This window comes from Paenibacillus xylanivorans (assembly GCF_001280595.1).
GTDB classification, from domain to species: Bacteria; Bacillota; Bacilli; order Paenibacillales; family Paenibacillaceae; genus Paenibacillus; species Paenibacillus xylanivorans.
Map to the genome: position 1 here is coordinate 17,295 of NZ_LITU01000034.1, position 16,994 is coordinate 34,288.

The 16,994-nt window shown below is 48.1% G+C and carries 11 protein-coding genes; 10 read left to right on the forward strand and 1 reads right to left on the reverse strand.

What is annotated here, in order from left to right:
• Positions 1-846: 846 nt before the first annotated feature.
• The 3 genes from secA (at position 847) to AMS66_RS03915 (ending at position 5,711) form a co-directional block, all read left to right on the forward strand.
• Positions 847-3,351 carry a preprotein translocase subunit SecA gene (secA, locus tag AMS66_RS03905; protein ID WP_053779541.1) on the forward strand — a complete coding sequence of 835 codons (2,505 nt, stop codon included), beginning with the start codon at positions 847-849 and terminating at the stop codon, positions 3,349-3,351.
• Positions 3,352-3,591: 240 nt separating this feature from the next.
• Positions 3,592-4,705, forward strand: a protein-coding gene (gene prfB, locus AMS66_RS03910) for a peptide chain release factor 2 (protein WP_144424405.1) whose coding sequence is annotated in 2 segments (ribosomal slippage) — positions 3,592-3,663 and positions 3,665-4,705 — 1,113 coding nt in all. Because the reading frame shifts where the segments join, the coding sequence is not laid out codon by codon here.
• 100 nt (positions 4,706-4,805) lie between these two features.
• Positions 4,806-5,711 carry a YitT family protein gene (locus tag AMS66_RS03915; protein ID WP_053779543.1) on the forward strand — a complete coding sequence of 302 codons (906 nt, stop codon included), beginning with the start codon at positions 4,806-4,808 and terminating at the stop codon, positions 5,709-5,711.
• Positions 5,712-5,933: 222 nt separating this feature from the next.
• On the opposite strand, the gene cls is transcribed toward AMS66_RS03915, so the two are convergent.
• Positions 5,934-7,382: a cardiolipin synthase gene (gene cls, locus AMS66_RS03920; RefSeq protein WP_053779544.1), complete on the reverse strand. Its 1,449-nt coding sequence runs from the start codon at positions 7,380-7,382 to the stop codon at positions 5,934-5,936.
• Positions 7,383-7,713: 331 nt separating this feature from the next.
• On the opposite strand from cls, the gene argC reads away from it, so the two are divergent.
• The 7 genes from argC (at position 7,714) to argH (ending at position 16,951) form a co-directional block, all read left to right on the forward strand.
• Positions 7,714-8,763, forward strand: coding sequence for an N-acetyl-gamma-glutamyl-phosphate reductase (gene argC / locus AMS66_RS03925; RefSeq protein ID WP_053779545.1), 1,050 nt, complete (start codon positions 7,714-7,716; stop codon positions 8,761-8,763).
• 116 nt (positions 8,764-8,879) lie between these two features.
• A complete protein-coding gene (gene argJ, locus AMS66_RS03930) occupies positions 8,880-10,118 on the forward strand; it encodes a bifunctional glutamate N-acetyltransferase/amino-acid acetyltransferase ArgJ (protein ID WP_053779546.1) in 1,239 nt (412 codons plus the stop codon).
• A gap of 321 nt (positions 10,119-10,439) precedes the next feature.
• The gene (gene argB / locus AMS66_RS03935) at positions 10,440-11,279 is read left to right on the forward strand and encodes an acetylglutamate kinase (RefSeq protein ID WP_053779547.1); all 840 of its coding nucleotides are present in this window, start codon (positions 10,440-10,442) and stop codon (positions 11,277-11,279) included.
• Positions 11,280-11,562: 283 nt separating this feature from the next.
• Entirely contained in the window at positions 11,563-12,822 is a 1,260-nt protein-coding gene (locus AMS66_RS03940) for an aspartate aminotransferase family protein (protein WP_053779548.1), read from the forward strand.
• A 279-nt stretch (positions 12,823-13,101) separates the two neighbouring features.
• Entirely contained in the window at positions 13,102-14,070 is a 969-nt protein-coding gene (gene argF, locus AMS66_RS03945) for an ornithine carbamoyltransferase (RefSeq protein WP_053779581.1), read from the forward strand.
• Between the two features lie 136 nt (positions 14,071-14,206).
• Positions 14,207-15,442, forward strand: coding sequence for an argininosuccinate synthase (locus AMS66_RS03950; RefSeq protein WP_053779549.1), 1,236 nt, complete (start codon positions 14,207-14,209; stop codon positions 15,440-15,442).
• Positions 15,443-15,547: 105 nt separating this feature from the next.
• Positions 15,548-16,951: an argininosuccinate lyase gene (argH, locus tag AMS66_RS03955; protein WP_053779582.1), complete on the forward strand. Its 1,404-nt coding sequence runs from the start codon at positions 15,548-15,550 to the stop codon at positions 16,949-16,951.
• The last annotated feature ends 43 nt before the right edge of the window (positions 16,952-16,994 follow it).

Here is a 16,994-nt window from a genome sequence, read left to right on the forward strand (position 1 = left end):
GTCGGGCTGGAAAAAAGTCGCTGGAGCAAGATTGTGAAACTATTTCCCATCCCACTGCGTCTAATATATAGTAGGAATGAGACAAATCCGTGCAATGAAGAATACCAAATTCCAAATACTCACGGGAATGTTACTGCAGATATATTCTTTTTCTCAACATTGAGATTTTCATCCAAATTTACCACCAAAATTCGTTAACATGGCTTATCTAACTGGAAAATGAAATGATAGAATCCAGGGCTTCCGCTAACGACTGTGATTTTTTGCACTTAAACTCCATCGGAGAGGCTTCGAAAGTTCAAAGAAGTGTGCCGTGGCGTGTTGCGGCGACCCTTACAAACTGTTACAATTTATGCAAGAGAATCATTGTCCTGATGAGGAATTGTCAACGAATGATCGCTAATCATAATCAATGACAGGCACAGCACCATGAACATGATTCATAAGGCTCGGTATTCGGCTTATTTCTAATAACCGGATCCGGTTGAATACCGAATCAGCTTCATGAGGAAATCTTGGCAAGCCTGGAGTTGATTCATCTTATATTATTATTTCTCATATAATTTGAATTTGATTTTTACACGGATGACGAAGAGGGCAGAAATGACCTGTAGAAGCGAAGCGTTCGCCTTTATCCCCAGATTTCTCCCTCTGAGAAGGAGTTAAAGAAATCGGGGGATAACAGCGATCGGAAGGACATTCTGCCAGCTGAGTAATGGAGTGTAACCTTCAGTAAGCTCAAATTATATCGTTTGTCACCCCCGGGCAAGTGGATTCTTATCCATCCGATGGTGTCGCGTGGCGGCAGCAGGGGGTCTATTCTGTTTTGCACGAAAGGGGTATACCATGCTAGGACTTGTCAAAAAGATCTTCGGCGACATGAACGAACGTGATGTTAAACGTCTGATGAAGACAGTCGATGTGATCAATAAACTGGAACCACAACTTCAGGCTCTGTCTGATGACCAACTGAAAGCCAAAACGGATGAATTCCGTGCCCGCATCGAAAAGGGAGAAACAACGGATGAACTTCTTCCCGAGGCATTCGCAACCGTACGTGAGGCATCGCGTCGTGTGCTTGGCAAACGTCACTATGATGTACAGATGCTCGGAGGTATCGCCCTGCACGAAGGCCGTATTTCAGAGATGAAGACGGGTGAAGGTAAGACGCTGGTAGGAACACTTCCGGTATATCTGAACGCCCTGACGTCCAAAGGTGTGCATGTGGTTACAGTCAATGACTATTTGGCACAGCGGGATAGCCAGGAAATGGGACAAATTTATGAATTCATGGGCATGACGGTTGGGGTTAACCTGAGCGGTATGGACCATGCTTTGAAACAACATGCTTATGCATGTGATATTACGTACGGAACCAATAACGAATTTGGCTTTGACTATCTGCGTGACAACATGGTGTTGTACAAAGAGCAGATGGTACAACGTCCATTGTTCTTCTGTATCATTGATGAAGTGGACTCCATTTTGGTCGATGAGGCACGTACGCCTTTGATCATTTCCGGACAAGCTCAGAAATCAACGGACCTGTATTATGCAGCCGACCGTTTCGTGAAACGTTTGGTTCCAGAAGAAGACTTTACGGTGGACATCAAGGTGAAATCCGTAGCGCTGACTGAAGCTGGTGTGGCGAAAGCGGAGAAAGCATTTGGTATCGAAAACTTGTATGATCATGCCAATGTTACGCTCAACCATCACATCGTACAAGGATTGAAAGCGAACGTAATCATGCGTCGTGACGTTGACTATGTGGTGAGTGATGAAGAAGTTCTGATCGTCGATGAGTTCACAGGCCGTCTGATGGCAGGACGTCGTTATAGCGATGGATTGCACCAAGCAATTGAAGCCAAAGAAGGCATTGAAGTACAGAACGAGAGCATGACGCTTGCTACAATTACATTCCAGAACTATTTCCGGATGTACCGCAAGCTTGCGGGAATGACGGGTACAGCGAAGACCGAGGAAGAAGAATTCAAAAAAATCTACGGTCTCGAAGTATTGCAGATTCCAACCAACCGTCCGAACAAACGGGATGACATGGCAGATGTTGTGTACAAGAGCATCGACGGCAAGTTTAAGGCGGTTGTGGAAGAGATCGTGGAACGCCACAGCAAAAACCAGCCAGTTCTGGTAGGTACAGTGTCCATTGAGAACTCAGAGCGTCTCTCTGACATGCTGAAGCGTCGTGGTGTTCGTCACCAGGTGTTGAATGCCAAGTATCACGCTGAAGAAGCGGAGATTATCACAGGAGCCGGACAAGCGGGTGCAGTAACGATTGCAACCAACATGGCTGGACGGGGTACGGATATTATCTTGGGCGAAGGTGTAGCTGAAGTGGGCGGCCTTCATATCATCGGTACAGAGCGTCATGAATCTCGTCGGATTGATAACCAGCTGCGTGGACGTGCAGGACGTCAGGGTGACCCGGGTTCTACACAGTTCTACCTGTCACTGGGTGATGAACTGATGAGACGTTTTGGTGCAGACAATGTACTGAACATGATGGAGCGTCTTGGTTTTGAAGAAGACCAACCGATTGAGAGCCGGATGATTACCCGTGCGGTAGAGTCGGCGCAAAAGCGGGTTGAAGGTAATAACTTTGACGTACGTAAAGTCGTTCTCCAATATGATGATGTTATGAACCAACAACGTGAAATTATATATAAACAGCGCCGCGAGGTGCTTGAGTCCGAGAATATCAAACAGATCGTTATGGATATGATCAAGCCTTCCATTGAACGAATCGTGGAAGCCCATTGTAGTGACGATATTCCGGAAAACTGGGAACTACAGGAAGTTGCCGACTACATGAACAGCAAATTGCTGGATGAAGGCTCAGTAACGAAGGATGATCTGTGGGGTAAGGAAGCAGAAGAGATTATCGACTTCCTGTTTGAGAAAGTTCAGAATAAGTACAATGCACGTGAAGAGCGAATTGGTGAAGAGATGGTTCGTGAGTTCGAGAAAGTGGTTGTGCTCCGCGCAGTAGATAGCAAATGGATGGATCATATTGATGCGATGGATCAATTGCGTCAAGGTATCCACCTTCGTGCGTACGGCGGTACAGATCCGCTGCGTGAGTACCAGTTCGAAGGCTTCGAAATGTTCCATCAGATGATTGCTTCGATTCAGGAAGAAGTAGCAACTTATGTGATGAGAGCACAAATCGAGAGCAACCAGGAGCGTCAAGCGGTTGTTGACGAAAGTCAGATCTCGACAAGCGGCGAACCTACGGAGAAACGTCCGGTAAAAGTGTCTGACCAAATCGGACGTAACGATGCTTGTCCATGTGGCAGCGGTAAAAAGTTTAAACACTGCCACGGTCAAGAGTAGTCCTGTCTCAACTTAAATAGAATGACATGAACGGCTCCTTGCAGCCGGGTATTCCAAATGATCAAGTGAAGGATGCATAACCTGTAATTGGTGCATAGTTATAACTATGTGACCATGATCATGGAGAAGAGGATTGCCGATATATAGGTAACCTAGGCTCCAAGGTGAAGCATCTGATACTTGATCTGGAGGAATGCCCTGGATGCGGGGAGCTTATCTTAATGAAAAGAGGAATTGCACATGATCGATCCAAGCGTGAAGCAGGACCTGCGTGAAATAGGCAAGAAACTAACAAATCTTAGGGGGTCTCTTTGACTTAGATCTTAAGCAAGAGATGATTGAGAACTTCGAAGTGAAGATGTCCGCCCCGGATTTCTGGGATGATAATGATAAGGCACAAGCCTTAATTGCCGAGCTGAACGCAGTGAAGGGCTCTGTGGACCAATACACCAAGTTGCAGCAGGATTATGACGATGCGGTGATGATGGCAGAGCTGGCCGACGAAGAAGGCGATGATGACCTGGCCGTGGAGATCGGCAACAGTGTAACAGCCATCGTGAGCAAGGTAGGTGAGTTCGAACTTCAGCTTCTCCTGAATCAGCCGTATGACAAGATGAATGCGATTCTGGAGCTTCACCCGGGTGCTGGTGGTACCGAATCACAGGACTGGGGACAGATGCTGATGCGGATGTACACGCGCTGGGCCGAGAAGCGTGGCTTCAAGGTTGAGGTGCTGGATTATCTGGCAGGAGATGAAGCAGGAATCAAGAGTGTCACGTTATCCATCAAGGGGCATAACGCTTATGGGTATCTGAAAGCCGAAAAGGGTGTCCACCGATTGGTGCGGATATCACCTTTTGACTCCTCTGGACGTAGGCATACTTCCTTCGTATCCTGTGATGTGGTTCCTGAGATTGATGACACGATTGAATTGGACATTCGAACAGAAGATCTCAAGATCGATACGTACCGTGCGAGTGGCGCAGGTGGACAGCATATCAACACCACCGACTCAGCCGTACGGATTACTCACCTTCCAACAGGTGTGGTGGTAACGTGTCAGAATGAACGTTCACAGATCAAGAACCGTGAGCGGGCGATGACGATGCTCCGTTCGAAATTGTATGAGCGTAAAATAGAAGAACAAAAACAGCATCTGGACGAAATCCGAGGGGAACAGTCGGAAATTGCGTGGGGTAGCCAGATTCGCTCCTATGTGTTCCATCCCTATAGTATGGTAAAGGATCACCGTACGAGCGTAGAGACGGGAAACACTGGTGCAGTAATGGATGGCGACCTCGATGGATTCATCGATGGTTATTTGCGCAGCCAGATTAAAGTAGATACCGATTAATCAAAAGTTCCTGTATAGACCTGATACGTGTAGACGTATGCTGGTGTATATAGGGGCTTTTTTTTGAGCATATATACAAAAAAAAGGAGAGCACGATGACATGCAACAGCAACAGCAGTTACAAAATAATCGCAAAAAGAGGTTAACTACCCTCATTCCCCTGAACGGCCCATGGAGAAACGTTGTAGATACCGTATCCATCATATTAGGTTCGTTTTTGATCGCCGTGGCCTTTAATTTATTTTTACTTCCGAACCAGATTGCTTCAGGTGGGGTATCCGGGTTATCGATATTGGGCAAACAATGGCTGGGGCTTGAACCGGCATTCACCCAGTGGGCTATTAATATTCCGCTTCTGATCGCGGGTTTTCTCCTGATTGGCAAGCAGTATGGTATACGTTCTGTACTCGGCAGTATAGTACTTCCTCTGTTGGTATTTCTCACGAAAGACTGGGCTGTTCCAACAACGAATCCACTGCTCGGTTCACTCTATGGAGGAATTGGGGTTGGTCTCGGAATTGGGATCGTCTATCGGGGGAGAGGTTCAACAGGAGGTATGAGTATCCTCGCCAGAATCGTGCAAAAGTACAGTGGGCTGAGTTACTCTCTTTGCGTCGTGATGATGGATGCTACGGTCATTATTATGGCTGCCTTTGTACTGTCATTGGAACAGTCCCTCTTTGCTTTGATTGGGTTATACGTTACCGGAAAAGTTATTGATGCTGTCGAGATGGGGCTTGGTTACTCGAAGGTAGCTTACATTATTTCCAACCAGACCGAACCGATTACGAAGGTGATTTTGGATGATCTGGATCGCGGATTGACGAAGCTGGAGGCAAAAGGTGGCTACACCGACGATCAGCGAACCGTACTAATGGTGGTCGTTGGACAGAATGAGGTGCCGAGACTAAAAGCTTTAATTCGGTCCGTGGACCCTGGGGCTTTTGTCATTATTAGCAATGCGCATGAAGTACTGGGTGAAGGCTTTAAGCGTGGGGAATTGTAAGGTACAGCGAGTAGGGCACTCTATAATTGAACTTAACATTCACTTGATAACGGAGATCAGTGTAGAGGTCTTTCGTTTAACTTTAAGCAAGTAAAGATATGATCTAAAAAAAGCAGGTACTCCTCCACCAGACATGGCTGGAAGGGAAGTACCTGCTTTTTGTTTTGACTTTTGAAACGAAAATCACTGTACTCCTTACTGTATCTACTATAACTAATGTATCTACAGAATGGGAGACAGCAGACGAGAAATCGCTTCTTTAAATTTGATCTTCACACTGCGTTTATTGTATTCATCAAGCGTCATCTCACGGGATACAAGAAGATCATGCTCAAATGTCTGCACAAGAGTAGTCGCAATCGCTTCATCATACATAAATGCATTCACCTCAAAGTTCAGACGGAAGCTGCGGTAATCAATATTAGCGGTTCCCACGGATGCCACCATACTGTCGATAATGAGCGTTTTGGCATGAATAAAGCCGTTATCGTATATAAATACGGTTGCCCCTACTTTTAACAACTCACCGATATAAGATAGCGTAGCCCAATATACGAAGGCGTGATCCGGTTTATTTGGAATCATAATGCGAACATCGATCCCTGACAGGCATGCAAGACGAATGGCTTCGAATACACTGGCATCCGGGATAAAATAAGGCGTCTGAATCAGAATGGAGTGTTTGGCTCCATTAATCATTTTTAGATAACTGTTCTTGATGTGCTCTGTCTCAGCATCCGGTCCGCTGGATACAATCTGCATGGCAGTTGTTCCTGTACCCTCAATATGAGGGAAATGCGCCGGAACATACGGGGTATCATGCTGCTTGGACGCTTCATTCCAATCGAGAAGAAAACGGGTCTGAAGTGCATGAACAGCGTTCCCTTGAATACGCAAATGAGTATCGCGCCAGTAACCGAACTTGGAATTCAAGCCGAGATATTCATCCCCTACATTAAACCCGCCTGTATATCCAAGGTTGCCATCAATGATGACGATTTTACGATGATTTCGGTAATTCATACGCAGGTTGATCAGACTGAATTTGGATGGGAAAAAGACTTCAACCAAACCGCCTGCTTCGCGCAATTCTTTGAAAAAGCGTTTGGATACCCGCCGTGAGCCGAGTGCGTCATATAGCAGACGAACTTTGACGCCTTCCTTCGCTTTGCGGATGAGTGCATCCCGGATTCTTTTACCGAGTCGGTCACCTCTATAAATGTAGTATTGCACATGAACATGATCCTGCGCTGCCTCGATATCATCGAGCAACCGCTGGAATTTGTCTGTCCCGTCCGTGATAATTTCGACCGCATTGTCTTCGGTCAACAGAGCGTCGTTCTGCTTCAGGTTCATATAGATCATGTCCTGACTACTCTCTGTTGCTTGATTACGAAAGGGTGTTCGGTTGTCTTGCAGTTGATTAAGCTGGGCAGCAATGCGTTCTTCAAGCCCGAGCTTCTTGCGCTCTTTCCACTGGAAAAGCCGGTAGCGCGTCAGATTTTGCCCTGTTAATAGATAGAGTACAAACCCGAACACCGGAATAAAGTTCAAGACGAGCAGCCAAGCCCAGGATGCACTCGCATCCTTTCGTTCGAAGAAAACGACCGCTGCTGCGAAAATAATATTCAGGCCCAAGAGTACAACAAGTAAAATGGATTCGATATGCACTGTAGTCCCCCATGTCTCATAATGACCATCATGAATCCATTCATAAACCCTTCTCTCGTGTAGATTGAATATGAATTAGACCCTGGTTGTAATGTTTCCTATAATACGTATTTTAGCAGAAGTATACGGGTTCGTCCGCAGATGTTGGAAAGATATGTTCGGGATACAACATTATTCGTGTTAAATTGATGGTAGAGTGTTGTATTTATATAACTAGAGTCGTATAATAATACACAAATATGCATAGAAGCGACGGAATTGCTGTATGAATGCCTCATAGGGATATCAATACAGTATAAGTAGCGCATACAACGAGATTGGGGGAGCGAGAGTGAATAACAAATTAAAAGTGGCAATCGTCGGTTCCACCGGCTACGGCGGGGTGGAGCTGATTCGTTTTTTCCAGAACCATCCGCAGGTTGAAATTACTTCAGTAATCTCTTCATCCAGCAGTGGTGAGTCCATCGCAGATGGATTCCCGCATTTGACGGACGTGATTCTGAGGCCGCTCGACGGTGTAGACCCGGCTGAGATTGCAAGTCGTGCAGATCTGGTGTTCACAGCGACCCCGTCTGGTGTAAGCGCGAAGCTCGTTCCGAGCCTGCTTGAAGCAGGTCTTAAGGTCATCGATCTGTCTGGAGATTTCAGACTTAAGGATGGAACGGTGTATGAAGAGTGGTATAAACATCCAGCACCATCTGCTTCATTGTTGGAACAGGCGGTATACGGTATGGCAGAGGTGTATGGGGACGAAGTGAAGGGCAAGAACTTTATTTCCAACCCAGGCTGCTACCCAACGGCTACGTTACTCGGATTGATTCCAGCTGTTGAGGCGGGATGGAATGATTCTACCAGTATCATTATTGATGCCAAATCCGGCGTGTCGGGTGCGGGACGGGGAACAAGTCTGACGAATCATTATGCAGAAATGAATGAGAATTTCAAAGCATACAAACTCAATAAACATCAGCATATTCCCGAAATCGAGCAAGTGCTGGGCAATATCACTGGAACTCCAGTCACAGTAACGTTCACAACGCAGCTGGTGCCGATGACGCGTGGGATCATGAGTACGATGTACGCCAATCTAATTGGTGAACACAGTGACCGCGAAATCGTTGATCTGTACCGCAAATATTATGAGAATCGGCCTTTCGTGCGCGTACGTGAGCCGGGGATCTGGCCTTCAACGAAGGAAGTGTACGGATCGAACTATTGTGATATCGGATTTGCCGCTGATCCTCGTACAGGTCGTTTGACGATTATTTCGGTTATCGACAACCTGGTGAAAGGTGCATCCGGGCAAGCCATTCAAAATATGAACCTGATGATGGGATGGGAGGAGAACCTCGGGCTGAACATGACGCCGGTATATCCATAAGGTTTTGAATTATTGGGAGAGCGTCTAGACGCAATTCCGGAACCATGTGGGGAAGGTCGATCAGGCAAAGCAAGCGGATAATCGGCATGCAGCCGAACGCATACGGGGGATAACATATGGGAACGAATGTGGAGCAACAGGCTTTTACGATAGTTGAGAACGGAACGATTGTAACCCCGCGCGGGTTTACTGCTGGCGGACTGCATTGTGGTTTGAAAAAAACATCTCGTAACGACATCGGTGCAATCCGCTGTGACGTGCCGGCAACTGCAGCTGCGGTGTATACAACGAACGTATTCCAGGCAGCACCTTTGAAAGTCACGCGTGAGAGCTTGAGCAATGGGCGCCTTCAGGCAGTCATCGTGAACAGTGGAAACGCCAATGCCTGTACCGGACAACAGGGTGAAGAGGATGCCTACGCCATGCGTACGGCGACTGCACGTGAACTGGGCGTAGCGGAAGAGGATGTTGCTGTCGCTTCCACAGGTGTCATTGGTGAATTGCTGAAGATGGACGCTGTGCACTCGGGGATTAGCGGACTTCCGGCACGCTTGGGCAAGGAAGCAGAAGAAGCGGAACATTTTTCCCAAGCTATTTTGACTACTGATCTGGTGAAAAAAGAAGCCTGCGTCGCCGTTGAGGTGAACGGCAAAACGATTACGATTGCAGGTGCTGCCAAGGGATCGGGGATGATTCATCCGAATATGGCAACCATGCTGGCCTTTATGACCTCGGATGCGGTCATTGGCGCAGAAGCGTTGCAGCGTCTGCTGCGCCAGGCGACGAATCATACTTTCAACATGATTACGGTGGATGGAGATACGAGCACGAACGACATGCTTGTAGCGATGTCCAGTGGACTGGCAGGAAACGAAGAGCTGACCACGGAGCATCCGGATTGGGAAGCTTTTGCTGCCGGATTTACTTATGTGTGCGAAGTGCTTGCCAAAGCCATTGCGCGCGATGGCGAAGGAGCAACCAAGCTGGTTGAGGTACAGGTAACGGGTGCGGTAAGTGATGAATCCGCGCAAGCCATTGCGAAGACCGTCATTGGATCGAGTTTGGTGAAATCCGCCATGTTTGGCGCTGATGCCAACTGGGGACGAATTATTGCAGCTGTAGGGCGCGCAGGACAGCCGGTGAACCCGGAGACGGTTGATATCCGTCTGGGAGAGATCTCTGTACTTGCTCAATCCCGTCCAGTCGTATTCGACGAAGAAGTGGCTCTGGCCTACTTGCAGACCGATACCGTACGCATTGTGGTCGATCTGAACCACGGCGAGGGAACAGCCATAGCTTGGGGCTGTGACCTGACGTACGACTATGTACGAATCAACGCGGCATACCGCACGTAATAAGTATTACGCATTTATTTTATTGAAGCTAACAGCTTCCTTATGAGAAGCTGTTTCGCAAATATATAGAAAATGTATAAGGATTGAACTTTATTTGGTAGTTGATAACTGGCGAAGGCAGTGGAGAAGACGGAATCGATTCTGTAGAAGCGAAGCGTTCGCCTTTGTCTCCGGGTTTTACCCTCCAAAGAGGGTAATCGAAAAAACCTGGAGACAACAGCGATCAAAAGAACGATCCGGATTCGGAACGGTCAGCCATCGAATATCGCATCAATTAAGTGTTATGCCCTTTAGAACTTTTTAAACGAAAGGAGTGCCCTCATGAATTCAACATTGCAAAATGAGAGTATCGGAACTGAGGCAGGTGCCGAGAAGCAGACGTTTGTTATGAAATGTGGAGGCAGCACACTGGCGGCATTGCCTGAATCCTTTTTTGCAGATCTGCGTGACTTGCAGTCCAAGGGAACTCAGCCTGTCATCGTGCATGGCGGCGGCCCGGCGATCTCGGATAATTTAGCGAAGCTGGGCATTGAGACCGAGTTCGTGAACGGATTGCGTAAAACAACGGAACCTGTGCTGGATGTTGTGGAGATGGTTCTTGCAGGGAGTATTAACAAACAGATCGTACGCCTTATCCAACGTGTTGGTGGACGTGCGCTGGGTTTGTCGGGCGTGGACGGTGGTTTGATCCAGGCGAAACCGGTTAGCAACCATGCAGAGATTGGCTGGGTAGGTGACGTAACGGGCGTTAACGCAGAGATTATTCAAGGTATCGTGGATATGGGCTATATGCCAGTTATCGCTCCAGTTGGTGTGGATGCATCTGGCCAGCGCTATAACATCAATGCGGATACAGCCGCAGGTGCGGTAGCTTCCCATCTCGGAGTTAGCCGGATGATTGTAGTAACCGATGTTCCTGGCATCATGAAGACCGCAGGCGGCGAGAAAAAAGTATTGGCAACTGTCTCCGTACAGGAGATTGAAGATATGATTCAAACCGGAGAAATCTATGGCGGTATGATTCCAAAGGTGCGTGCAGCGATCGCCTGTATTCAAGGGAAAGTGCGTGAGGTCATCATTGTAGACGGCAGCGAACCACAGATCCTGAGCCGTGTGCTTGGCGGAGAAACGATCGGAACCCGAATTATCCGTATGCAGTAAGGCGCGATCTTGTGATTACAGATAAATCAACATTATGTACATGGCATTTTTTATATAAGATGAACTGGACATGACACGATAACGGAGAGTGCAGAACCAATCTGAAGAAGCGAAGCGTCCGCCTTTATCCCCGGATTTTACCCTCTATTAAAGGGATCGAAAAAATCCGGGGATAACAGCGGTCGGAAGATGGTACTGCAATCGGAGTGGCCTTGTGGAAAGTAGGGTTAGCTTATAGGGTTTGCCAGTGTACTCATACAAAGGAATAGGAGTGTGATAGGTGATGGCAAAAGGCAATGAACAGCCAGGTTCTGGCACAGCAGTAGCGGGCGTAGCAGCAACAGGTGCAGCGGCACAAACGGAAAGCTCTCTTTTCCAAACGTATGCACGTTATCCAATCAGTCTGGTCAAGGGTAAAGGCAGCTGGCTATGGGATGATCAGGGCAATCGTTATCTTGATTTCATGTGCGGGTTGGCTGTAACGAGTCTGGGCCATGCACCGGAGAAAGTCGGAGCCAAGCTGAAAGCTCAGATTGATGAGCTGTGGCATGTATCCAACCTGTTCCAGATTCCGGGTCAGGAAAAAGCAGCGGCTTTGTTGACAGCAAATACGTGTGCAGACGCTGTGTTCTTTTGTAACAGTGGTGCAGAAGCGAATGAAGCGGCAATCAAACTGGCTCGTCGCTATCACCAGAAGGTAAAAGGCACAGGTCGGTACGAAGTCATTACATTTGCCCAATCCTTCCATGGACGGACACTCGCAACTTTGACAGCAACTGGACAGGATAAGGTGAAAGAAGGATTTTTGCCATTGCCAGCCGGATTCGTAACCGTACCATTGCATGATACAGCGGCTCTCGAAGCGGCGATCGGACCCAATACAGCAGCAATTATGCTGGAGATGGTGCAAGCCGAGGGTGGTGTGCATCCGGTCAAACCGGAGTTTGTCCACCACGTTCGGAAACTGTGTGAAGAGCATGGACTGCTGTTGATTGTAGACGAAGTGCAGACGGGGATGGGACGTACAGGCAAACTGTTCGCGCATGAGCATTATGGCATTGAACCGGACATTTTCACGGTAGCTAAAGGTATCGGCAGTGGATTCCCTGTAGGTGCGATGCTGGGTAAAGGTTATCTGAAAGATGCGTTTACTGCGGGCAGCCATGCAACGACGTTTGGTGGTACACCGCTTGCTTCCTCGGTTGTCATTGCAACGATTGAAACGATGCTCGAAGATCAATTGCCAGAGCGTGCAGCTGAAATGGGCGAATACCTGATGAACTCTCTGCGGGAGCGTCTGGTAGGCAACTCATTTGTGAAAGAAGTTCGGGGGATGGGTCTACTTGTTGGAATCGAATGTGCTGAAGCGGTAGGTGACATCGTGCTTGCTGGTCAGAAGCGAGGCATTCTCTTTGTATCCGCAGGACCGAATGTCATTCGTCTGCTTCCAAACTTGTATGTGAGCAAGGAAGAAATCGATGAGGCGGTATCCTTGGTGGCTACGTTGATTGATGAAGAGCATGTGGCGGCGAAGAACGCCTAATAAGGATGTATACAAGCAATACTTTTAGGGTGAGGTCAACGAGATGAATGGTACGTTCTCCCATCTAACTATAATCGGTTTTCCCCCTGCAAAATGCAGGAACCTTTCTGACTCGGGGCCTTTACGGGCCTCGAAGCGGAACAAAATGATGAATCCCTGTAGCCGCGCGGTAAATTAGCGGAAGATGAAAGTGAGCAGCCGAATGGTAAAATCTCAACTTTCTACACTCTTCTGCCCATGCGGGTGCAGGGAACCGGAAATAAGGAGGACAAAATGAACATGACACAAGCACAACAGACGGAGAAGGTCCAGAAGGTCGATCTTAGAGGCCGTGATTTTATTGAATTTACAGATTATACAGCGGAGGAAATTCGCTATTTGCTCGATCTGGCGATTGAGATTAAAGGCAAACAAAAAAACGGCGTGCCGTATCAACCACTCCAAGGCAAAACGATTGGACTCATTTTTGAAAAATCATCTACGCGTACACGTGTATCCTTTGAAGTCGGCATGTTCCAACTGGGCGGACACGCGCTCTTCTTGAGCAAAAACGATATCCAACTTGGTCGCGGGGAAACGACACATGATACAGCTAAAGTCCTGTCACGTTACCTGGATGGCATCATGATTCGGACCTTTGGACACCATAATGTGACTGAACTGGCACAACATGCGGATGTTCCGGTTATTAATGGCTTGAGCGATGCAGCACATCCATGCCAGGTACTCGCAGACTTCCAAACCGTATTGGAGCACAAAGGAAAGCTGGAAGGTCTGAAAATGGCTTATGTCGGAGACGGCAATAACATGGCGCATTCCCTTATGCTTGGTGCAGCGAAGATGGGTATGCATGTTGCGGTAGCGACTCCGGAAGGATATGAGCCTGACAGCGCAGTTGTAGAGCAGGCGCGCAGCATTGCACAGGAGAGCGGCTCACAGGTGACTGTAACATACAGTGCACAGGAAGCAGTGAAAGATGCAGATATCGTGTATACGGATGTATGGGCGAGCATGGGTTTTGAAGAGGAACAGAAGATTCGTGAACAAGCATTTGCTGCGTATCAGGTGGATGAGGAACTGATGAAAGGCGCCAAGCCGGATTACATGTTCCTGCACTGCCTGCCAGCTCACCGTGGAGAAGAAGTGAGTGCTGGAGTTATTGACGGTCCAAACTCCCTGATCTTTGATCAGGCGGAGAACCGGCTGCATGCGCAGAAAGCATTGATGGCTGCGTTAATGAGCGAATAGACGCTGTTTGCCTGAATGGGTTGATTTTAGGCGCAGATTTCGCGATGATAGATTAAATATAAAATCTTAATAAGTTAAACTGAAACATACACCCTGTTTAACTTATCGCAACTGAACTTGGGGAGGACCATTGAACATGGCTAAGGAAAAAATCGTACTCGCTTATTCTGGCGGGTTGGACACATCTGTAATTTTGAAATGGTTGAAAGAAACATATGATGCGGAAATTATCGCATTTACGGCGGATATCGGACAAAAGGATGAACTGGACGGCCTTGAGGAAAAAGCACTCGCTACAGGCGCTTCCAAAGTATACATCGACGATCTGCGCGACGAGTTCGCCAAAGATTTCATCTATCCAATGTTCCAGGCAGGTGCCCTTTATGAAGGACAATACCTTCTTGGTACAAGTATCGCACGTCCGCTGATCGCAAAACGTATGGTCGATATCGCTCGTGCAGAAGGCGCTACTGCGATTGCTCACGGCGCTACGGGTAAAGGGAATGACCAGGTTCGCTTTGAGTTGAACGCAGCTGCGCTGACACCAGACATCCAAGTGATCGCACCTTGGCGTCTGGAAGAATTCCGCAACCAGTTCCCGGGACGTGCGGAGATGATCGCTTACGCTGAAAAACACGGCATTCCGGTAACCGCATCGGCGGCTAAACCGTACTCCACAGACCGTAACCTGCTGCATATCAGCTATGAGAGTGGTGTGCTGGAAGATCCTTGGTTCGATCCAAGTACAGACGAGAACAAAGACATGTTCTTGCTCAGCAGTGCGCCTGAAGATGCGCCGGATCAAGCGGAATATGTTGTGCTTGGATTCGAACAAGGTAACTGTGTTGCTCTGAATGGTGAACGTTTGAGCCCACTGCAAGTGATGGAACAACTGAACGAGCTGGGTGGCAAACATGGTATCGGCCGTGTGGACATGGTTGAGAACCGCTTTGTCGGCATGAAGAGCCGTGGCGTATACGAGACGCCAGGTGGAACAATCTTGTTCACTGCACACCGCAAAATGGAATCCATTACAATGGACCGCGAAGTCATGAACCTGCGTGACAGCCTCATTACGCGTTACAGCACACTCGTTTACAACGGTTTCTGGTTCGCGCCGGAACGTTTGGCGCTGCAAGCACTGGTGACCGAAAGCCAGAAAAATGTAACAGGTACCGTTCGTGTGAAACTGTATAAAGGCAACATCATTGGTGCGGGTGTGAAAAGCCCTGTCAGCCTGTACAACCCGGACATTGCCACAATGGAAGCTGATCCAACGCAAGCATACGATCAAGGGGATGCAACGGGCTTTATCCGCCTAAATGCATTGCGTTTGAAAGTAAATTCCGGTGTGGAGCAAAACAAAAACTAATTTCATCATGTATATAGAGCATCACGATTATAACTGACAAGGCGGGCCGTTCTTGCACATCTGGCAGGAGCGGCTTTGTCCATGAGCGAAAGGGGAGTACTCACTGTGAGCAAGCTGTGGGGAGGACGTTTTACAAAACAAACCAATCACCTGGTCGAGGAATACACAGCGTCAATCAACTTTGACAAAGCGTTGGCCGAGGAAGATATTCAAGGAAGTCTGGCACATGTAACGATGCTGGGCAAATGCGGCATTCTGCCGGCGGAGGATGTAGAAACGATCAAGGAAGGCCTGATCACTGTTCTGCATAAAATCCGTGCAGGCGAAGTCGAATTCTCCGTATCGGATGAAGATATCCACATGAACATCGAGAAAAACCTGATCGATACCATCGGCCCTGTAGGCGGCAAATTACATACAGGACGCAGCCGGAATGATCAGGTAGCAACGGATATGCACTTGTACTTGCGTGAGCGCGTGGTTGGATTCGTTGGCATGCTGCACTCGTTGCAGGAAGCGCTGATCGGACAAGCCAAAGATAACCTCGATACGATTGTACCGGGATATACACATCTTCAACGTGCACAACCGATTCTGTTCGCCCATCACCTGATGGCATATGTATCAATGTTCCAACGGGATGCGGAGCGTCTTATGGACAGCTACAAACGCATTAACGTCTTGCCGCTGGGTGCAGGTGCGCTTGCAGGCACAACGTTCCCGATTGACCGTCATTTTGTGGCGGAACAACTCGGCTTCGACGGTGTGTACGAGAACAGTCTGGACGCAGTCAGTGACCGTGACTTTATCGTGGAGTTCCTGGCAGCAGCTTCGCTGATCATGACTCACTTGTCCCGTCTGAGCGAAGAGTTGGTCCTGTGGAGCAGCACGGAGTTTGGTTTTGTTGAACTGGACGATGCATTCTGCACGGGCAGCAGTATTATGCCACAGAAGAAAAATCCAGACGTTCCGGAACTCGTTCGTGGTAAAACAGGACGTGTGTACGGCAACCTGATCGGTTTGCTGACCGTACTGAAATCTCTTCCGCTCGCATACAACAAGGACATGCAGGAAGACAAGGAAGGCATGTTTGACACTGTAGCGACGCTGGAGGGTGCACTTCAATTGTTCGCACCGATGATCGCAACGATGACGGTCAACAAAGGACGGATGCGTCAAGCGGTTAATCAGGATTTCTCGAACGCTACGGATATTGCGGACTTCCTCGTGGGTGAAGGTTTGCCTTTCCGTCAGGCACATGAGGTTATTGGTAAAACGGTGTTGTATTGTATCCAGAACGGTAAGTATCTGCTGGATCTGACCATCGATGAATTCCGTCAATTCTCCCCGCTGTTCGATGAGCGTATTTACGACGTGCTGCAACCAGAAGCGGTTGTAAATGCTCGTAATGTGTACGGCGGAACAGCTTCGAACCAGGTGGCTGAGGCGATTGGACGTAGTGAAAAGGTGCTGGAAATTACAGAGCAATGGATCACCAATCGAGGTTAATGCTACAGATACCGATAATAGTATAAAAGGATATAAAGCAAAA